The organism is Saccharopolyspora rectivirgula DSM 43747, assembly GCF_000497205.1.
GTDB classification, from domain to species: domain Bacteria; phylum Actinomycetota; class Actinomycetes; order Mycobacteriales; family Pseudonocardiaceae; genus Saccharopolyspora; species Saccharopolyspora rectivirgula.
In genome coordinates, this window is the sequence record NZ_AYJW01000011.1 from 14,323 (window position 1) to 32,940 (window position 18,618).

Consider the following 18,618-nt stretch of genomic DNA (forward strand, 5'->3'; position numbering starts at 1 on the left):
CCACGCCCACCTGTTTGCTCAACTGTGCTATTTTTTGCTTGTGCGAGCAAATCCGGGCGCTGACCGGCGCTCCTTCACCGAGCTGATGCGGCGCAGGCAGATCGTGGACGCCGCCATCGAGGTGATAGCCGAGCGCGGCTACGCCAAAACCTCGTTCGGCAAGATCGCCGAGCGAGCCGGGCTGAGCAGCACCGGCATGATCTCGTACCACTTCCGGAACAAGGACGACCTGATGAACCAGGTCGTGCTCGACATCTACGCGCGAGCAGCCGAAACCGTGGGGGCCCGCATCGAAGAAGAAGCCACCGCCCGCGGTCAACTGCTCGCCTTCATCACGGCCAGCATCGACTTCTACCGGGACCACCACCGGCACATGCGGGCGCTCGCCGAGATCTCCCTCGGGCAGCGCGCGACCGCGAACCAGGCCGCGCGCTCCCGCCAGCAGGAACTGGCGGACCTGGAAGACCTGTTCCGGTCGGGGCAGCGCCGGGGGGAGTTCCGAGAATTCGACCCGCACGTCATGGCCTTGGCGCTGCGGCACGCCCTGGACGGGATCGCGCTGCACCTCGCGGACGACCCGAACTGCGACACCGGCCGGTGCGCCCGGGAACTCGCATCCACCTTCGACCTGGCGACCCGCGCTGTTTGACCGCGCGGAAGGAGTGCTTCGTGAACGACATCGTGGAACTGACGACCGGCCCCGTCCGGGGACGGGTTTTCGAGGACTTCTCGCTCTTCCAAGGAATTCCGTACGCGGCCCCGCCCACCGGGGAGCTGCGCTGGCGGGCGCCGCAGCCGGTGCAGCCGTGGACCGAGGTGCGCGACGCCACCAAGCCGGGAAACCCCTGCCCGCAAACGGCGAGCGCGTTCGCCAACATCCAGAGCAGCGATGAGGACTGCCTGTACCTGGACGTCACCGCGCCGCGCACTGCCGGGACGAAACCGGTCATGGTCTGGTTGCACGGAGGCGGCGGCACCAACGGCTCCGGCTCCGCGTTCGACGCGAGCCGGCTCGCCGTGGACGAAGACGTCGTGGTGGTGACCCCCAACTTCCGGTTGGGCATCCTGGGCTACTTCGCCTTCCCCGGTCTCGAGGACGGCGGCTGCTTCGGCCTGCAGGACCAGCAAGCCGTGCTGCGCTGGGTGCGGGACAACATCGCCGCCTTCGGCGGGGACCCGAACAACGTCACGCTGTTCGGGGAGTCCTACGGCGCTTTCAACATCGGTGCCCACCTGGTGGCCCCCGGCTCGGCGGGCCTGTTCCACCGCGCCATCATCCAGAGCGGTTTCGCGCTGATGCGCCCGCCGGCCAACACCTTCATGCCCGGCCAGCCGGGGTTGTCCTCCATGTGGATGCCGCTTCCCGAACTGGAGCACGTCGGGCTGCAGCTGGCCGACCAGCTCGGCTGGGTGCTGCCCAAGAAGGGGGATCTGCTCCAGCAGCTGCGCGAAGTCGAGGTGGACGAGCTGCTCCAGATGTCCTCCGTGTTCACCCGACCAGCTTTCGGCGGACAGGTGCTGCCGCAGGCCCCCGACGAGGCGCTGCGGAACGGCCAGTTCCACGACGTGCCGGTGCTGCTGGGCAGCAACCGGGACGAGGCGCGCTTGTTCGTCGGCCTGTTCTACGAGGCAGCGGGGCAGCCGGTGACCACCGAACGGCTCGCCCACCTGCTCGAGCAGGCCTTCGGGGAGAACGCCGCCGCGGTGGCCGCCGAATACTCCGCCGATTCCTTCGACTTCGCCAGCTTGGAATGGGCGCAGATCCTCACCGACCGGGCGTGGGCGCTGTCCACGTGGGAGCTCGCCGAGGCGCTCAGCGGGCGTTCGGAGACCTTCGTCTACGAGTTCGCCGATCGGGGAGCGCCGCACATCCTCCCGTTCCCGCCGGGGTTCCCGGCCGGCGCCTACCACTCGGCCGAGCTCCTCTACCAGTTCGACCTCGGTGAACCAGCGGACCTGGGCGAAGCGCAGCGGAAGCTCGCCCGGACGATGAACAGCTACTGGGCCAACTTCGCCCGCACCGGCGACCCGAACGGAGAAGGTCTGCCGGAATGGGCCCCGTTCGCCTCCGGTGATCCGCACGTCCAGCAGCTGGCGCCGGAGCGGATCGAGCGCACCGACTTCGCCGCTGACCACCGACTGGAGTTCTGGCGCGAACTGTGAGCGGACAGCGGCGATCGTCCGCCTGGCAGCTGGTGGTCGACCTGCTGCTGCCGGTCGGGCTGTACTACCTCCTGCGGTCGACCGGTGCGGAACCGGTGGCAGCGCTGTTGATCAGCGGCGCTGTCCCGGTGCTGCGGCTGGGGTACCAGCTGGTCGCGCACCGGCGAGCCGATCCGATCACCCTGTTCGTGATCGGCGTCGTGGTGGTGAGCGTCCTGCTGGCCTTCGTCGGCGGCACTCCGCGGATGATGCTGGCCAAGGACGCGCTGCTGTTCGCCGCGTGCGGGGTCGGCGTGCTGCTGACCCTGTTCGGCAAGCCCCTGATGTTCACGCTGGGCCGGATGCTCTCCGCCCGGGCCGGCTACCAGGACGACTGGGACGCCCAGTGGGAGGCCTCCGCGGCGTTCCGCCGCGTCTGGCAGAAGCTGACGGTCCTGTGGGGAGTGGGGCTGCTGGTGGACGCGGTGGTCCAAGTCGTGCTGGCGTTCACCTTGCCGATCGATGTGGTGCCGGCGCTGTCCTTGGGGCAGTGGCTGGCCGTGCTGGTGCTGCTGCAGCTGGTCACCCAGCTCTACCTGCGCCGGCCGGCCATCCGCGCGATCATCGATTCCTGATCGGTCATCCGGCCGGGGATCGGGAGTCGCTGGGGTGCGTCCGGTCGGCGACGAGCGCGGTGACGTCCTCCGGTCGGCCGGTCCGGTGCAGCACCAGCTCCGCCAGCAGCCCCAGCGAGATCATCTGCACGGACAGGATTTCCAGCAGGATGCCGAGCGTCAGCAGCGGGCGGGTGCCGATCGACTGGTCGGTGAACACCCAAACCCCGGTCAGGTAGAGCAGGATCAGCGTGCCGATGGTGCCGGCCAGCAGGCCGAGCCCGCCGAAGAGGTGGGCCGGGCGCCGCCCGTACCGGGTCAGGGTCACGACCGTGAGCAGGTCGAGCGCACCGCGGGCGTACCGCTCCAGGCCGTAGTGGGATTTGCCGTGCACGCGAGCTCGGTGGTGGACCGCTCGTTCCCGGACCACGTAGCCGAGCTGGTGGGCCAGGGCCGGGATGTAGCGGTGCAGCTCCCCGTAGAGCGGGATGCGCCGGTAGATCTCGGTCTTCGCCGCTTTGAGACCGCAGTTGTGGTCGGACAGCCGCAGCCCGGTGATCAACCCGGTGGCCCAGTTGAACAGCTTGGACGGCAGGCGCTTGCCCAGCGGGTCCTGCCGCTGCGCCTTGTGGCCGCTGACCAGGTCCGCGCCGTTGTCGAGCTCGTCCAGCAGGGCGGGGATCTCCGCGGGGTCGTCCTGCAGATCGGCGTCCAGCGTCACCAGCAGCCGCCCGCGGGCCTGCTCGACACCGGCCGCCAGCGCGGCGGCCTTGCCGAAGTTCCGGCGCAGCCGGATGCCCCGCACGCGCGGGTCCCGGGCGGCTTGCTCGGCGATCACCTGCCAGCTGCCGTCGGCGCTCCCGTCGTCGACCACCAGCAGTTCCCAGGACCGGTGCTGGCCGTCCATCGCCGCGCGGATCTCTTCGACCAGCTGCGGCAGACTGGCCTGCTCGTCCTTCGCCGGGGTCAGCAACGAGACTTCGATCTCACCGGAGTCCGTCTTCTCGGTCATGACACCACCTGCGGTGTGGGAGTGAGCGGCCGGATCCACCAGCCGTCGGGGAACTGGAAGGCGATGCGCAGCTGGCCGGTGTGCGCGGGAGCGACGGCCTCGAAGCCCAGGCCGATTTCGGTGCCGATGGTCTGGGCCTCGGCGTCGGCCCGGGGGATGTCCACGACCCCGCCGCCGACGACCGTCCCGGATTCGTCGATGACCGCGATGCACCGGGCGCGTTCGATGCCGGAGATCGCCCACCCCTTGAGCATCCGCGCACCGCCCTGCACCTGGTCGGTCTCCACGTTCAGGATCACGTCGCGGCCGTCCGGGCCGGGTTCGCGCAGGTTCCCGATGCTCGGGGAGCGCCAGCCGGTGGTGTCCGCCCGGTCGCCGATCTCGAGGCCGTCTTCGCAGCCGAGGGTGAACTCCTCGGAGAACGGGTAGTGGCCGAGGGCCTGCAGGCGGGGGAGCAGTCGATCGGGTTCGGGGAAGCGGTCGGCGAACGCGTCCGGGTGGCCGATCCGCGCCGCCACGGCCAGCAGCTGCTGGTTCGGCGCGTCGTCCCGGACCTGCTGCGCCATCGGGGCGCCGAGGGCCACCGTGGCCAGCACGGTGCCGCCCACCAGGGCGGCGCGGTGGTTGCGCCAGCGCGGCCAGGCCACGGCGATCACCAGCAGCGCGATCCACAGCGCCGCGGACATGCTGTTGTACCTGCTCTGCAGGCCCGCGGCCTCCCCGAAGGCCGCGCGGGAGACCGCGATCATCGCCGCGCAGCCGAGCGCGTACAGCGCCAGGCCCCACCAGGGGGCGGCGGCTCGCAGCTGCTCCCGGTCGCGGGTGAGGTGCAGGGCCAGGACGCCGAGCCCGGCCACCCCGGCGATGACGGCCAGCGCCGGTTCCAGCCCGGTCCACAGCATGCCCAGCATGCTCAGTCCGGTGAGCAGCACCTGGGCGGGGTCGTCGGTGGGGGCGCTGCCCCCGCCGCCCTGCGGGCCCCGCAGCAGCAGCCAGGTGCCCACCACGACCGCCCCGGTCACCAGCGGGGTCACCACCCAGCGCTTGCGCTCGCCGCGCAGCCAGGCGGTCAGCGCCAGGGCTGGCCACACCGCGAACGACGTGCCGTAGCTGATCGAGGCCAGCAGGCCGCAGGCCACCGCGGTGATGTGGTGCTGGCGCTGCGCGGCCAGCAGGGCGGCCAGCACCAGCAGCATCGCCAGCAGCCAGGAGGCCCCGCTCATCGAGCGCACGTAGTTGTGGATGCCGTGCGGGTTGAACACCAGCGTGGAGGTGGCGGCCACCAGGCCGGCCCGCTGCCACCGGCCGAGGTGCTCGGGCAGCATCCGCCACACCAGCAGGACGCAACCGATGCCGAACGCGATGATGAGCAGCCCGAGCGGTTGGTTGAGCCCGTTCCCGTAGCGGGCGCTGAGCCAGAACAGCAGGCTCGGCAGGACGAAGGGGTGCTCGTTGCGGAAGCCCAGGAGGGCGCTCGGGCGCAGGGAGCCGTCGTCGTTGGTGATGTCCAGCAGGACCCACCAGTAGTCGTAGAAGTGCATCTGCGGGTAGCGCAGCACTTCCCGCAGCATCATGATCGGCGGGACGACGGCCAGCAGGCCGAGCAGGACCGGCCCGAACGTTCGCAGCCGGGACGCCCACGGCGTGGTGGTGGAGTTCTCCTCGCGGTTTCCGGCGACGGTGTCAGTCACGCGCTTTCCCCAGGATCCGGTTCGACGGCGGTCAACATTAGCAATCATGTTCGGATCGGTGGTCGCAGCTGCGTGATCTCCGGCAAAAACTCCGCGCGGTAAATTGACCTGGTGGTTGCGGCTCCGTAAGCTCTGCGGGTGCCCGCAGAGCGGGCTCTTTCCGCGCGTGCCGGACCTGCGGTGACGCCGGACCACCCTTCTTGCCGCCCCGGTCGGTCGGGTATGCCGAAGCGGTCTGTATGATGGGTGGGAAATTCTCGCCGCCGGACGGGCGGAGAGGTTAAACGCCTGTTGAGGCGGCGACCGCCCGCGAGGCTCGGCTGTCGAGACAGGAACCCACCGAGACGCTGCACCAGCGGCGTGGTAGGAGTCCCCGGCCCGCGCGGCTGGGGGTGGGCGTCCGCCGCAACCTGGTGAAATAGCGAAACCGAGCAGCAGGAGACTTCCGACTCATGTACGCGATCGTCAAGACCGGCGGCAAGCAGTACAAGGTGGCTGTCGGGGACGTCGTCGAGGTCGAGAAGCTCGATGGCGAGCCGGGCTCCGAGGTCAGCTTCCCGGCGCTAATGGTCGTCGACGGTTCCGAGGTGACGACCGACGCCGATGCGCTGGCCAAGGTGTCGGTGACCGGCAAGCTGGTCGAGCACACCAAGGGCCCCAAGATCCGCATCCACAAGTTCAGGAGCAAGACCGGCTACCACAAGCGTCAGGGTCACCGCCAGAAGCTGACCCGCGTTGAGGTCACCGGCATCAACAAGTGAGGACCTGAGTAGTCATGGCACACAAGAAGGGCGCTTCCAGCTCTCGCAACGGCCGCGACTCGAACCCGAAGTACCTCGGGGTGAAGCGCTACGGCGGCCAGGTCGTCAAGGCCGGTGAGATCCTGGTCCGGCAGCGGGGGACCAAGTTCCACCCCGGCATGAATGTTGGACGCGGCGGAGACGACACGCTTTTCGCACTGTCCGCAGGCACCGTGCAGTACGGCCGTTACCGCGGCCGCAAGGCAGTCAGCGTGGTGCCGGCCGAGGTCTGAGACCCGGCTCTCGGCTACCAGCAACTTCCCGACGAGGGGCGGGTCCGGATTACCGGCCCGCCCCTCGTCGTTTCATCGTCAGGCACCTACTTCCCCTTCTCTTCCTGGAGGCATACGTGTCGCGGTTCGTTGACCGCGTGACCATCCACGTCGCGGCTGGCAGTGGCGGCAATGGCTGCGCATCGGTGCACCGGGAGAAGTTCAAGCCGCTCGGTGGGCCTGACGGTGGCAACGGCGGTCGCGGGGGTGACGTCAAACTGGTCGTCGACCCCGGGGTGCACACCCTGCTGGACTTCCACTACCGCCCCAACGCTCGGGCGTCGAACGGCAAGCCCGGCAAGGGCAGCATGCGCAACGGCGCCGCCGGGGAAGACCTCGTGCTGTCCGTCCCGGACGGCACTGTGGTCCTCACCCCGGACGGCGAGGTGCTGGCCGACCTGGTGGGTGCGGGAACGACGTTCGTCGCCGCCCGCGGAGGCCGAGGTGGCCTGGGCAACGCGGCGCTGGCGTCCAAAGCCCGCAAGGCGCCCGGTTTCGCCCTGCTGGGAGAACCGGGTGAAGAGCTGGACCTGGTGCTGGAGCTGAAGTCGGTGGCCGACGTCGGCCTGCTCGGCTTCCCCTCGGCGGGCAAGTCCTCGCTGATCTCGGTGCTGTCGGCGGCGCGGCCGAAGATCGCCGAGTACCCGTTCACCACGTTGATCCCCAACCTCGGTGTGGTCACCGCGGGGGAGACAGTGTACACGGTGGCCGATGTGCCGGGGCTGATCCCCGGTGCCAGCCAAGGGCGGGGACTGGGCCTGGACTTCCTGCGGCACATCGAGCGCTGCGCGGTGCTGGTGCACGTGGTGGACTGCGCCACGTTGGAGCCCGGGCGGGACCCGATCTCCGACGTGGACGCCTTGGAGGCCGAGCTGGCCCAGTACACCCCGGCGCTGGCGGCCGAGCACGGTGGTCAGGACCTCGCGAGCCGGCCTCGGATGGTGGTGCTCAACAAGATCGATGTTCCCGAAGCCAGGGAGTTGGCCGAGTTCGTCCGCGAGGACCTGGAAGCCCGGGGTTGGCCGGTCTTCCTGGTCTCCACCGCCACCCGGGAAGGGTTGCGGGAGCTCTCCTACGCGATGGCTGCCGAGGTGGAGCGGTACCGGCGGGAGCTGCCGCCGCCGGAGCCGGCGCGGGTGGTGGTGCGACCCACCGCGATCGACGACAGCGGCTTCACCGTCGAGCCGGACCCGGACGTGGAGGACGCCTTCATCGTGCGCGGGGCGAAACCGGAGCGCTGGGTGCGGCAGACGAACTTCGACAACGACGAGGCCGTCGGTTACCTGGCGGACCGGCTGGCGAAGCTCGGTGTGGAGGAGGAGCTGGCCAAGGTCGGCGCGAAGCCGGGCAGCCAGGTCACGATCGGCGACATGACTTTCGACTGGGAACCGTCCACTCCGGCTGGCGTGGCCGGTGTGCTCGGCAGCCGCGGGCACGACTCGCGGCTGGAGGGCAGCGACCGCGTGTCTGCGGCGGAGCGGAAAGCCGCCAGGCAGGCCCGCCGGTCGTCGCTGGACGAGCACGGCGGGTATGCCGGGTCGGAGGAAGAGGACGACGAGTGGTGAACGAAGACATCTCGGTGACGCGGAAGACGATCGCCGCAGCCGAACGGGTCGTGGTCAAGGTCGGGTCGTCGTCGCTGACCACCGCCGAGGGAGGCTTGGACTACGAGCGGTTGTCCGGTGTCGTCGACTCCGTCGCGGCTCGGATCGTCTCCGGTGGACAGGTGGTCCTGGTGTCCTCGGGCGCGATCGCGGCGGGCCTCGCGCCGCTGGGGTTGCAGGGGCGTCCGAAGGACTTGGCCACCAAGCAGGCCGCGGCCAGCGTGGGGCAGTTGGCGCTGGCGCACGCGTACGCCGAGTCCTTCGCCCGGTACGGGGTCACGGTCGGCCAGGTGTTGCTGACGGCGGAGGACGTGATCCGGCGCGGCCACTACCGCAACGCGCAGCGCACGCTGCACCGGTTGCTCGGGTTGGGGGCTGTGCCGGTGGTCAACGAGAACGACACGGTGGCCACCACGGAGATCCGGTTCGGCGACAACGACCGGCTCGCCGCACTGGTCTCGCACCTGGTGGGTGCGGAAGCCCTCATCTTGTTGTCCGATGTGGACGCGCTGTACGACGGGGACCCCCGCAGCGGTGGTGCTTCGGCGATCCGCGAGGTGAACGGCAAGGACGACATGGTCGGGGTGGAGCTCGGCGGAGCCGGGGCTTCCGGGGTCGGCACCGGAGGCATGGTGTCGAAGGTGCAGGCGGCGAAGGTCGCGTGCACCTCGGGCATTCCGGTGCTGTTGACCTCCGCTGAGCTGGCCGACCGGGCGCTGGGGCCCGCCGATGTGGGCACGGCTTTCGCCGCGACCGGTGCACGCCTGTCGGCGCGGCGGTTCTGGTTGGCGCACGCCGCGGGCACCCGCGGGCGGTTGTGGCTGGACGACGGGGCCGTGACGGCTGTGGTGGAACACCGCCGGTCCCTGCTGGCCGCGGGGATCACCGCGGTGGAAGGGGAGTTCGACAGCGGCGACGTCGTGGAGCTGCTGAACCCGCAGGGGGACGTGGTGGCCCGCGGGGTCGTCGCCTACGACGCGGGTGAGCTGCCCGAACTGGTCGGGCGTTCCACTTACGAGCTCCCCCCGGAGCAGCGGCGCGAAGTCGTCCACGCCGACGACCTGGTTCCGCTGCGCTGAATTCCGGTTCCGGTGGCGCTCGAGGTGGTGGGCGGGCCGGCCGAGGCTGTGCGGCCGCCTGCCCTCAGGGGATGTCTTCGGGTGTGGTTTCGGCGCTCTCGCTGCTGTTGGCCAGGTCGCGTGCGACTTGGTTGCACTCCGGACAGGTGGTCCACAACCAAGCCAGTTCCGAGTTGTCCACCGTCACCGTTTCACCGCAGAGGGTCTTGATCCGGGTTTCCGGCGGAAAACCCCCGCGGGGTCGAGCGCACAGGGTGGCGTGTCGCTGTCCTTCGCCGGGCTGCCAGCGGAACGGGTGCGGCACTTACGACCACCCCCCGCCCCGGTGCGAGCGGGCCGGGCGTCTCGGTCCGGTGCGGAAGGCCTGGCGGCCGGTGGTCGACCAGAACGCTCGGGAAGGAACAGCGCGGCGCGGAATCACTGCTCGTTCCGACTGCACAGCCTCGAGGAGCATCTTCTTCGTCGCCCCCTGACCTTCGTCGCACGTACCATTCTGGTGGTACAGAAACGCCGCGCCAACTACCTGAACAGGTAGTAGTTAACAGATTTTCGTTCTGTTTTTCTATGGTTCATGACCCGTACCACTGGTGGCACCCCGAAGGCGCGGGCACTTGGTGCTGAATTGCGGGAAGCGCGAGAAGCTGCAGGAAAAAGCCTGCGGAAACTGGCTCGAGAACTGGGCACCAATCATGTGCGACTGATGCGGTACGAAATCGGGAAATCGGTGCCGTCTCCCGACTTCGTCACCAAGGTGCTCACCGCTCTCGGCGTTGGCGCTGCCGAGCAGGACCGGCTGGTGGAGATGGCGCGGGAAGCCGGCACCCCGAACTGGCTCACCGCCGACCGCGCCGGGGTCGGGCAGGAGCTGAGCGCGCTGATCGAGTTCGAGCGCACCGCAACGCGCATCACCAACGTGGCCACCGGGCTCGTCCCAGGGCTGCTGCAGACGGCCGACTACGCGCGAGCCGTGATGCGCGGAAAACCGCCTGGTGAAGCGGAAAAGCTCGTGCTGATGCGCCTCGGCCGCCGGGAAGTCCTCGCCTCCCGCAGCGCGCCGCGGTTCGTCGCGATCATCGCCGAGAACGCCCTGCGCGAACCGATCGGCGGGTACCAGGTCATGGCCGAACAGCTGCGCAAAGTCGCGGACCTGGCGCAGTGGCCGAACATCTCGGTGCGGGTCCTCCGCAGCGGTTCAACGGTCTGGCACCCCGGGCACGTCGGCCCGTTCGTCCTCTTCGAGTTCGCCAAAGCCGGCCCGGTGGTCCACTTGGAGCACTACCGGTCGTCGGTGTTCCTCCACAACCCGGCGACGGCCGAGGAGTACCTGCGCGCGGCTGCCGACCTGCTGGACATGGCGATGGACGAACAGGAATCCTTGCGGTTCATCACCAAGTGCGCAGAAGAGATGGAAGGGGTCAGGTGATGACGGCGAGACCTGCCGGTTGGCGGAAGTCGAGCTGGTCAGCCCAGGAAACCGACTGCGTCGAGGTCGGTCGGACCGGTGGTGCGGCAGCGGTGCGGGATTCGAAAAACCCGTCCGGTGGACATCTCGAGATCCCCGAGGAGCAGTGGCGCTCATTCATCGCCGGAATCAAAGCCGGGCGTTTCGACAATTGAAATCGCGAATGCGCTTCCTCGTATTGCTCTGATCGGGGGAATGCAATCCGCGGCCGGTATTTTTCCCGCTTCCATTCGGAGCATCGCGGTGCGCTGAATTGCGCCTGGAGAACAACCGGCGCTGTTCCGAACGCGACGTGCGCCGCGCCGGTGGTGACCCGAAAAGCTGCTCCTGCCCAGCGCGGCGCACCGAACCGTGGAAAAGGAACCGCGGGGTGTGGGTCCCGGTTGCGCCTGCGGACTACGCTGGACAGGTGACCACCACAGAGGCTTCCACGAGTGTCAAAGCTTCCGGAGAAGAACTGCGCGAGCAGGTGCTCGCCGCGGCCCGCAGGGCCAAGAAAGCCGCCGCTGAACTGGCGCAGGCCACCAGCGGAACCAAGAACGGCCTGCTGCACGGCATGGCGGATGCCCTGGTGCAGCGCAGCGCGGAGATCATCGAGGCCAACGAGCAGGACCTCGCGGCCGGTCGAGGAGCAGGCCTGCCGGACAGCCTCCTCGACCGCCTGGCCCTGACCGAGAAGCGCATCGACGCCATGGCGGACGGCCTGCGCACCGTTGCCGGTCTCCCGGACCCGGTCGGCACGGTGGTGCGCGGCAGCGTCCTGCCCAACGGCATCCAGCTGCAGCAGGTCAGGGTTCCGCTCGGCGTTGTCGGCATGGTGTACGAAGCCCGCCCGAACGTCACCGTTGACGCCGCCGGCCTGACCCTCAAGGCGGGCAACGCGGTGCTGCTGCGCGGCTCGTCCTCGGCGGAGAACTCCAACGCGGTTCTGGTGCGGATCCTGGCCGACGTGCTGCAGGCGCACGGCCTGCCGGCCGACGCGGTCCAGCTGCTGCCCTGCCACGACCGGGCTTCGGTGCAGCACCTGATCACCGCCCGTGGACTGGTCGACGTGGTGATCCCCCGAGGGGGAGCCGGTCTGATCTCGACGGTGGTGGAGCGAGCGACCGTGCCCACCATCGAGACCGGGGTGGGCAACTGCCACGTCTACGTGGACGCCAGCGCCGATTTCGACACCGCGCTGCGGATCCTGCTGAACTCCAAGGCGCGGCGCCCCAGCGTCTGCAACGCGGCGGAGACCCTGCTGGTGCACAAGGACATCGCCGACGAGTTCCTGCCGCGGGCGATCGCGGAGCTGCGCGGCGCGAACGTGACGGTGCACGGTGACGAGAAGGTGGTCGCCGTCGGCGGCTCCAACGTCGTGCCGCTCACCGAGGAGGACTGGGACACCGAATACCTGTCCCTGGACATCGCGGTCGGGGTGGTGGACTCGCTGGCCGACGCCGTCGAGCACATCCGCGCTCACGGTTCCGGGCACACCGAGGCCATCGTGACCAGCGACGTGCGGGCGGCCCGGCAGTTCACCGCGCAGGTCGACGCGGCGGCGGTGATGGTGAACGCCTCCACCGCCTTCACCGACGGCGGCGAGTTCGGCATGGGAGCCGAGATCGGCATCTCGACCCAGAAGCTGCACGCGCGCGGGCCGATGGGGCTTCCCGAACTGACCTCCACCAAGTGGATCGCCTTCGGCGACGGCCACGTGCGCCCCAGCAGCTGAGCCGCCCCGCGGCGGAGCGGCTGGTCCTGGAGGGCCGGACGACGCCGCGGGCGAAGCCGGTGCGCCGCGGAAGCGCTCCGTGGAGGCGGTCACAGTTCGCCGGTCACGGTGCGCAGCACGCCGTGCGGGAAGTGTGATTGCGGCGGGTTCTGGCTGGTGAGAGCGGTCGGAACCCGCTTCGCGCCCGGGCCGGTTGGGCCTCCCCGGTGCCGCGGGCAACCGGGTGGACTCCTACGCTTGGCTTTTATGTCGCGTCCGCGTCGGATCGGTGTCATGGGTGGCACCTTCGATCCCATTCACCACGGTCACCTGGTTGCCGCTAGTGAGGTGCAGGCGCAGTTCGGTTTGGAACAGGTGGTCTTCGTCCCGACCGGACAGCCCTGGCAGAAGAGCCACGAGACGGTGAGCCCCGCCGAGGACCGCTACCTGATGACGGTGATCGCCACCGCGTCCAACCCGAGGTTCCTGGTCAGCCGGGTGGACATCGACCGGGGCGGTCCCACCTACACCGTGGACACCCTCACCGACCTGCGAAAGCAGTACCCGGACGCGGAGCTGTACTTCATCACCGGTGCCGATGCGCTGGAGCAGATCCTCTCCTGGCACCGGGTGGAGGAGCTGTTCGAGCTCGCGCACTTCATCGGCGTCACCCGTCCCGGCTACTCGTTGGACGGAACCCACCTGCCGAAGGGGTCGGTGTCGCTCGTGGAGATCCCGGCGATGGCGATCTCCTCGACGAGCTGCCGCGAGCGGGTGCGGGCGGGCTTGCCGGTCTGGTACTTGGTGCCCGACGGGATCGTCCAGTACATCGCCAAGCGCGGCCTGTACCGGGAAGGCGGGCCGGAGCACAAGCCCGAGTGGGGGCCGAACCCGCAGGCCTGACGGGCGCGGTGGTCCGGAGGCCGGCACGCCAGCGCAGCCGCCGTTCCGGCCGGCGACGGCCATCGCGCGCCCAGCCGCGCCAACAGCGCGAACCGGTGCGCGCAGTGCCCGGGAGCAGCGGAAGTCCGTTCTCCGGAACTTCCACTGGATGGCTATCCTGGCACACCGGATCCAGCGAAAGGAGCGACGTGGCAGCCACGGAGAACTCGCGTCAGCTAGCCCTGGTGGCGGCACAGGCCGCGGCCGACAAGAAGGCGATCGACGTTGTCGTCCTGGACGTGTCCGAGCAGCTGGTGATTACCGACTGCTTCGTGATCGCCTCGGCCCCGAACGAGCGGCAGGTCGACGCGATCGTGGACCAGGTCGAGGAGAAGATGCGGCTCGCCGGTGCGAAGCCGGTGCGCCGGGAAGGGACCCGGGAAGGTCGCTGGGTGCTGCTCGACTTCGTCGACGTGGTCGTGCACGTCCAGCACTCCGAGGAGCGTGCCTTCTACCAGCTGGAACGGCTCTGGAAGGACTGCCCGCGGATCCCGTTCGAGGACCAGGCCGAGCCGGCGAGCGACGAACAGGACGCCGAGGCGTGACGCTCGAGCGGCTGGTGCTCTGGCGCCATGGGGAGACCTCCTACAACCTCGCGGGCCGGATCCAGGGGCACCTCGACACCGAGCTGACCGAGGCGGGCCAGGAACAGGCCAGGAAAGCAGCCCCGGTGGTCGCCGAGTACGCACCGGACGTCCTGGTCTGCTCGGACCTGCGCCGCGCCCAGGACACGGCTGCCGCGCTCACCGAGATCACCGGTCTCCAGCCGCGGCTCGACAAGAGGCTGCGGGAAACGCACCTCGGCGAGTGGCAGGGGCTCAGCGGTGCCGAGGTGGAGATGGGGTGGCCGGGGGCCATGCTCACCTGGCGGCAGAACCCGGAGTGGGCTCCTCCTGGCGGCGAATCCCGGGTGGAGGTCTCCGAGCGGGCCGTCGAGGTGGTGGAGGAACTCGACCAGCAGTACAGCGGGACCGCTCTGCTGTGCGCCCACGGCGGGCTGATCATCGGTTTGACCGCGAAGCTGCTTGGTCTTCCGCACGAGCTGTGGCCGAGCCTGGGCGGGGTCGCCAACTGCCACTGGGTGGTGCTGATCCGCCGGGCCGGCACCGGGCGCAAGTGGGTGTTGAACGCCTACAACGCTGGTGTGCAGAGTTGACCGGCCGTCGCCGTCGATCCGCGGTGCGCCCACGTCGTAGGGTGGCGGCGTGCCCATCGCAGTCGTCACGGACTCCACAGCGTACTTGCCCGAAGGCTGGGCGGAGCAGTTCGCGGTGCGGACTGTGCCGCTGCAGGTGAACGTCGGCGGTGCAGGAGCCGTCGCGGAGAGCGATTTCACCCCGCGCGAGCTCACCCGCGCGCTGGAGCGCAAGCAGCGGGTCACCACTTCCGGTGCGGCCTCGGAAGAACTGGCGAAGGCGTACCAGGCGGCTCTGGACGACGGGGCTGACGGCGTGGTCGCGGTCCACTTGTCCCGGCAGCTCTCGGCCACCTGGGACGCGGCCCGCTTGGCGGCCCGGGAGGTGGATCCGCAGCGGATCCGCGTGGTGGATTCCAGGTCAGCGGCGATGGGCCTGGGTTTCCCCGTGCTGGCCGCGGCCGATGCCGCTCGTCGTGGTGCCGATCTCGACGAGGTCGAGCACACCGCGATCGCCACCGCGGGGCAGACGACCACTCTTTTCTCGGTGCAGACGCTGGAGCACCTGCGCCGGGGCGGGCGCATCGGAACCGCTGCGGCGGTGCTCGGCACGGCGCTGGCGATCAAACCGGTGCTGCACGTCCGGGAAGGCCGCATCGAGGTCCTGGAGAAGGTGCGCACCACGAGCCGGGCGATGGACCGGATGCTGCAGGCGGCGCTTCGATCCGCAGGTACCGGTCGTGCGGCGGTGGCGGTCCACCACCTGGCGGCCGCTGACCGGGCGCAGGAGCTGGCGGACCAACTCCAGGAGCGACTGGGGAATTCGGTGAGCTGCCAGATCTCCGAAGTGGGGGCGGTGATCGGGGCGCACATCGGCCCGGGCGCGGTCGGTGTGGTGGTGCTGCCCGGAGGTTGGCGGGTCCCGGAATGAACCGCTGGGCGGTTTTCCACAGCAGCCGTGGTTGTCCACAGGGGAGCGTTCTGCTGGTGTTCGCCTGACCCGCCGGATTCCTAAGGTCGGCGTCATGTCGATCACCAGGAATTTCCGCGCTCGGGACACCGGTGCGGATTCCACCCCGCAACAGCGGTTGGCGGCGCTGGGCCGAGCTGCCGCCAACGACGAAGCGGAGGAACGGACCAGCCCCGGGTATTCCGCTCCCCCCCCCGAGCAGGAGGACGAGAGCGCGCTCCGGCGGTTCGCCAGCCGCTGGTTGCCCCGGTCGCTGGTCGGCGCCCGGGTGGATCCCGGTTGGGCCGGCGTGCTGGTGTTCGTAGTGCTGGCAGCAGCTCTCGTCGCGGGAGTGGTGGTCTCGGTCTGGGGTGCGCGCCCGCGGGTCGAGGACGCACCACCGCAGTTGACACCGCCAGCGGCAGCGCCCACCAGCAGTCCGCCCCAGGAACTGGTCGTCAGCGTGGTGGGGCGGGTGGCCCGCCCGGGGTTGGTGACCCTCGCCCCGGGGGACCGGGTGGCCGACGCGGTGCGCGCCGCCGGTGGACCGCTGCCGGACACCGATCTGACCCCGCTGAACCTGGCCCGGCGGTTGACGGACGGGGAGCAGATCCACGTGGGAATCCCGGCGCCGCCGCAGTCCCCAGAGGGCGGCGGAACGGGGAAGTTGAACGTGAACACGGCGACCGCTGAGCAGCTCGAGCAGCTGCCGGGCATCGGGGAAGTGACGGCCGAGCGCATCCTGCAGTGGCGAGCCGAGCACGGTGCTTTTTCCAATGTGGACCAGCTTCTCGAGGTGGAGGGCATCGGTGAGGCCAAACTCGACCGCCTGCGGGACGAAATCGAGGTATGACCGGCCCGGTGGAAACGCCTCGACCGCTGGACCTGCGGCTGGTGCCGGCCGCGCTGGCGGTGTGGGCCGGAACTCTGCTGGTGCTGTACGGCGGTTGGGTCTCCGGCGTGGTGGCTGCGGGTGCCGCGCTGTTGGCCGCGCTGGCGTGCTGGTGCTGGGGCAGTGGGAGCGGGCTGCGGGGATCCTTGGCGGTGCTCGTGCTGGCCGGGGCCGCCACCGGAGCGGTGAGCGTCCGAGCCTGCTGGGTGCAGCACCACCCCCTGCGGGAAGCGGCCGAACAGCAGGAGCAGGTGACGATCCGGGTCGAATTGCGGGAGAAACCCCGGCCGCGGCAGGGCGTGGCGTACGGGGCGCACCGGGCCCAGGAGCGGTCGATCGCCACCGCCACCCTGCGAACGCTCCAGCGCGACGGCAGCCCGCTGCGGGTGGGCGGGAAGGTCGTGCTGTTCGTCCCCACCAGCTCGTGGCGCCACCTCATCGCCGGCCAGCAGCTCACGGTGACCGGCCGAGCTGTGCCCCCGCGTGCTGGAGAACTCACCGTGGCGGCGGTCCAAGCGTTCCGGCCACCGAGCGAGGTCACCGAACCACCGGGGTGGCAGCGGGCCGCCGAGGACCTGCGGGAAGGACTGCGGCGAGCGGCCGACCGAGTGCTGAGCCCCGCCGCTGCCGGGCTGCTCCCGGGGCTGGTGTTCGGCGACACCACGGCATTGTCGCCGGAAGTGCAGCAGCAGTTCCTGGACGCCGGGCTCACCCACCTGACATCGGTTTCCGGAGCCAATCTGGCGATCGTCTGCGGCGCGGTGCTGTTCGTGCTGCGGGGCGTGGGAGCCGGGCCGGTGCTCTCCGCAATGGCCGGTGCCGCGGGCCTGGTCGGTTTCGTCGTCCTCGCCGGACCGGAACCGAGCGTGCTGCGCGCGGCGGTGATGGGCGGTGTTGCCCTGCTGGCCCTGGCGGTGGGGAGGGAGCGGTCCGCGCTGCCCGCACTGGCGACCAGCGTCATCGGGTTGCTGCTCGTCCGGCCGGAGTTGGCTTCCCGGTGGGGGTTCGCCCTCTCCGTCGCGGCCACCGCGGGACTCGTCCTGCTGGTTCCGGGGTGGGCGGATGCGCTGAACCGCCGCGGAGTGCCGCCCGGAGTGGCCGAGGCCCTCGCGGTGCCGGCCGCCGCGCACCTGGCCACCGCACCGCTGGTGGTGTCCTTCTCCGGCGAGCTCAGCCTCGTGGCGGTCGGGGCGAATCTGCTGGCCAGCCCACTGGTCGCACCGGCCACCGTGCTCGGGGTGCTGGCGACGGCCACCGCGACGGCGCTGCCCCGGTTCGCCGATTTTCTGGTCTGGCTCACCGCTCCGGAGCTGGAGGCCGTCTTGTTCATCGGGGAGCGCAGCGCGGCAGTGCCCGGGGCCGTCGTGAACTGGCCGTCCGGCCTGCTGGGCGGGCTGCTGCTGGCCGCCGCCAGCGTCGTGCTGCTCGGCTTCCTGCGGAGTCAGCGGCTGCGCGCTGTCCTGGGGGCTCTCGTGGTGGTGGCCGTGCTGGTGCTGGTGCCGGTGCGAACGCTGCGCCCGCACTGGCCCGCCACCGACTGGAGCGTGGTGGTCTGCGACGTGGGGCAGGGGGACAGCCTGGTGCTGTCCACCGGGGTGCCCGGAGAAGCGGTGGTGGTGGACACCGGACCGGCTCCGGACACCACCGCGGACTGCCTGCGCCGCCTCGGCGTGAACAAGATCCCGCTGGTGATCCTCACCCACTTGCACGCCGACCACACCGGAGGGCTCGCCGGGGTGCTGGCCGGGCGATCAGTGGGAGCGGTGGGGATCGGTCCGCTCCGGAAGCCCGAATGGGCGTTGGACGAAGTGCTGCAGCGCACGCGTCAGCAGCACGTGCCGGTGATGACGTTGACGGCCGGCCACCGGGCCCGCTGGCCCGGTCTGGACATCGAAGTGCTGGGCCCGAGCGGCGCCCTGGCCGCCAGTCGGGACGAGCAGGACGCCAACGACGCTTCCCTCGTCGTGATGGCCACCACCGAGGCGGGGCGGGTGCTGCTCACCGGCGACATCGAACTGCGCGGCCAGGGCCAGCTGCTGGCCACCGGGGCGGAGTTGCGCGCCGAAGTGCTGAAAGTGCCCCACCACGGATCCCGGTTCACGTCCCCGCGGTTCTTGCAGGCCGTGCGCCCGCGACTGGCGGTGATCAGCGTCGGCGCCGACAACGACTACGGGCATCCCAGCTCGCACGTCATCAACGAGCTCACCGCAGCTGGAACCCGCGTGCTGCGCACCGACGAGCGGGGGGACATCGCCGTGCTCCCCGGGCCCCACGGCTTGCGCTACGCCCTGTCGCGGTGACAACTGGCCACCGGGACAGGGCGCAGCG

The 18,618-nt window shown here is 70.1% G+C and carries 19 protein-coding genes; 16 read left to right on the plus strand and 3 right to left on the minus strand.

The window, feature by feature from the left end; all coding sequences use genetic code 11:
* The first annotated feature begins 40 nt into the window (after positions 1-40).
* From SREC43747_RS0105045 to SREC43747_RS0105055, 3 genes are read left to right on the plus strand one after another with little or no spacing between them, the layout of a single operon-like run.
* Positions 41-649, plus strand: coding sequence for a TetR/AcrR family transcriptional regulator (locus SREC43747_RS0105045; RefSeq protein WP_037331374.1), 609 nt, complete (start codon positions 41-43; stop codon positions 647-649).
* A gap of 20 nt (positions 650-669) precedes the next feature.
* Positions 670-2,163, plus strand: a complete 1,494-nt coding sequence (locus SREC43747_RS0105050; RefSeq protein WP_029720066.1) for a carboxylesterase/lipase family protein — start codon at positions 670-672, stop codon at positions 2,161-2,163.
* A complete protein-coding gene (locus SREC43747_RS0105055) occupies positions 2,160-2,777 on the plus strand; it encodes a VC0807 family protein (RefSeq protein WP_029720067.1) in 618 nt (205 codons plus the stop codon). The genes SREC43747_RS0105050 and SREC43747_RS0105055 overlap by 4 nt, the downstream gene beginning before the upstream one ends.
* A 4-nt stretch (positions 2,778-2,781) precedes the next feature.
* Here the strand turns inward: SREC43747_RS0105055 and SREC43747_RS0105060 are convergent, their stop codons facing one another.
* Both SREC43747_RS0105060 and SREC43747_RS0105065 read right to left on the minus strand, forming a co-directional pair.
* Positions 2,782-3,768, minus strand: coding sequence for a glycosyltransferase family 2 protein (locus SREC43747_RS0105060; RefSeq protein ID WP_029720068.1), 987 nt, complete (start codon positions 3,766-3,768; stop codon positions 2,782-2,784).
* Positions 3,765-5,459, minus strand: coding sequence for a hypothetical protein (locus SREC43747_RS0105065; RefSeq protein ID WP_029720069.1), 1,695 nt, complete (start codon positions 5,457-5,459; stop codon positions 3,765-3,767). Before SREC43747_RS0105065 ends, SREC43747_RS0105060 begins: the two co-directional genes overlap by 4 nt.
* A gap of 452 nt (positions 5,460-5,911) precedes the next feature.
* Here SREC43747_RS0105065 and rplU point away from each other — a divergent pair, with 452 nt between their 5' ends.
* The 4 genes from rplU (at position 5,912) to proB (ending at position 9,214) form a co-directional block, all read left to right on the plus strand.
* A complete protein-coding gene (gene rplU, locus SREC43747_RS0105070) occupies positions 5,912-6,220 on the plus strand; it encodes a 50S ribosomal protein L21 (RefSeq protein WP_029720070.1) in 309 nt (102 codons plus the stop codon).
* A gap of 14 nt (positions 6,221-6,234) precedes the next feature.
* The gene (rpmA, locus tag SREC43747_RS0105075; protein ID WP_029720071.1) at positions 6,235-6,492 is read left to right on the plus strand and encodes a 50S ribosomal protein L27; all 258 of its coding nucleotides are present in this window, start codon (positions 6,235-6,237) and stop codon (positions 6,490-6,492) included.
* Positions 6,493-6,596: 104 nt separating this feature from the next.
* Positions 6,597-8,096, plus strand: a complete 1,500-nt coding sequence (gene obgE / locus SREC43747_RS0105080) for a GTPase ObgE (RefSeq protein ID WP_029720072.1) — start codon at positions 6,597-6,599, stop codon at positions 8,094-8,096.
* Between the two features lie 8 nt (positions 8,097-8,104).
* Positions 8,105-9,214 carry a glutamate 5-kinase gene (proB, locus tag SREC43747_RS0105085; protein ID WP_029720073.1) on the plus strand — a complete coding sequence of 370 codons (1,110 nt, stop codon included), beginning with the start codon at positions 8,105-8,107 and terminating at the stop codon, positions 9,212-9,214.
* A 64-nt stretch (positions 9,215-9,278) separates the two neighbouring features.
* Here the strand turns inward: proB and SREC43747_RS0105090 are convergent, their stop codons facing one another.
* Complete coding sequence (locus SREC43747_RS0105090) at positions 9,279-9,518, minus strand: HC3 family zinc finger protein (protein ID WP_029720074.1); 240 nt, start codon at positions 9,516-9,518, stop codon at positions 9,279-9,281.
* 267 nt (positions 9,519-9,785) lie between these two features.
* Between SREC43747_RS0105090 and SREC43747_RS0105095 the strand changes: the two genes are divergently transcribed.
* The 9 genes from SREC43747_RS0105095 (at position 9,786) to SREC43747_RS0105130 (ending at position 18,590) form a co-directional block, all read left to right on the plus strand.
* On the plus strand, positions 9,786-10,637 hold the full coding sequence (locus tag SREC43747_RS0105095; RefSeq protein WP_029720075.1) for a helix-turn-helix domain-containing protein: 852 nt from the start codon (positions 9,786-9,788) through the stop codon (positions 10,635-10,637).
* Complete coding sequence (locus SREC43747_RS20495; protein WP_081722429.1) at positions 10,637-10,831, plus strand: DUF397 domain-containing protein; 195 nt, start codon at positions 10,637-10,639, stop codon at positions 10,829-10,831. Before SREC43747_RS0105095 ends, SREC43747_RS20495 begins: the two co-directional genes overlap by 1 nt.
* 254 nt (positions 10,832-11,085) lie before the next feature.
* A complete protein-coding gene (locus SREC43747_RS0105100; protein ID WP_029720076.1) occupies positions 11,086-12,393 on the plus strand; it encodes a glutamate-5-semialdehyde dehydrogenase in 1,308 nt (435 codons plus the stop codon).
* Positions 12,394-12,639: 246 nt separating this feature from the next.
* Positions 12,640-13,275 (plus strand): nicotinate-nucleotide adenylyltransferase, encoded by a 636-nt coding sequence (gene nadD, locus SREC43747_RS0105105; protein ID WP_051387711.1) that lies wholly within the window; start codon positions 12,640-12,642, stop codon positions 13,273-13,275.
* 188 nt (positions 13,276-13,463) lie between these two features.
* Positions 13,464-13,859: a ribosome silencing factor gene (gene rsfS / locus SREC43747_RS0105110; RefSeq protein WP_029720078.1), complete on the plus strand. Its 396-nt coding sequence runs from the start codon at positions 13,464-13,466 to the stop codon at positions 13,857-13,859.
* A complete protein-coding gene (locus tag SREC43747_RS0105115; protein WP_029720079.1) occupies positions 13,856-14,470 on the plus strand; it encodes a histidine phosphatase family protein in 615 nt (204 codons plus the stop codon). Before rsfS ends, SREC43747_RS0105115 begins: the two co-directional genes overlap by 4 nt.
* A gap of 49 nt (positions 14,471-14,519) precedes the next feature.
* Positions 14,520-15,380, plus strand: coding sequence for a DegV family protein (locus tag SREC43747_RS0105120; RefSeq protein WP_029720080.1), 861 nt, complete (start codon positions 14,520-14,522; stop codon positions 15,378-15,380).
* 94 nt (positions 15,381-15,474) lie between these two features.
* Entirely contained in the window at positions 15,475-16,251 is a 777-nt protein-coding gene (locus tag SREC43747_RS0105125; protein ID WP_051387712.1) for a ComEA family DNA-binding protein, read from the plus strand.
* On the plus strand, positions 16,248-18,590 hold the full coding sequence (locus SREC43747_RS0105130) for a DNA internalization-related competence protein ComEC/Rec2 (protein ID WP_029720082.1): 2,343 nt from the start codon (positions 16,248-16,250) through the stop codon (positions 18,588-18,590). Before SREC43747_RS0105125 ends, SREC43747_RS0105130 begins: the two co-directional genes overlap by 4 nt.
* Positions 18,591-18,618 lie beyond the last annotated feature (28 nt).

Coding starts and splice junctions, on each gene's coding strand:
- SREC43747_RS0105060 (WP_029720068.1), bottom strand. CDS start 3,768: ATGACCGAGAAGACGGACTCCGGTGAGATCGAAGTCTCGTTGCTGACC.
- rplU (WP_029720070.1), top strand. CDS start 5,912: ATGTACGCGATCGTCAAGACCGGCGGCAAGCAGTACAAGGTGGCTGTC.
- rpmA (WP_029720071.1), top strand. CDS start 6,235: ATGGCACACAAGAAGGGCGCTTCCAGCTCTCGCAACGGCCGCGACTCG.
- SREC43747_RS0105095 (WP_029720075.1), top strand. CDS start 9,786: ATGACCCGTACCACTGGTGGCACCCCGAAGGCGCGGGCACTTGGTGCT.
- SREC43747_RS20495 (WP_081722429.1), top strand. CDS start 10,637: ATGACGGCGAGACCTGCCGGTTGGCGGAAGTCGAGCTGGTCAGCCCAG.
- nadD (WP_051387711.1), top strand. CDS start 12,640: ATGTCGCGTCCGCGTCGGATCGGTGTCATGGGTGGCACCTTCGATCCC.
- SREC43747_RS0105125 (WP_051387712.1), top strand. CDS start 15,475: ATGTCGATCACCAGGAATTTCCGCGCTCGGGACACCGGTGCGGATTCC.
- SREC43747_RS0105130 (WP_029720082.1), top strand. CDS start 16,248: ATGACCGGCCCGGTGGAAACGCCTCGACCGCTGGACCTGCGGCTGGTG.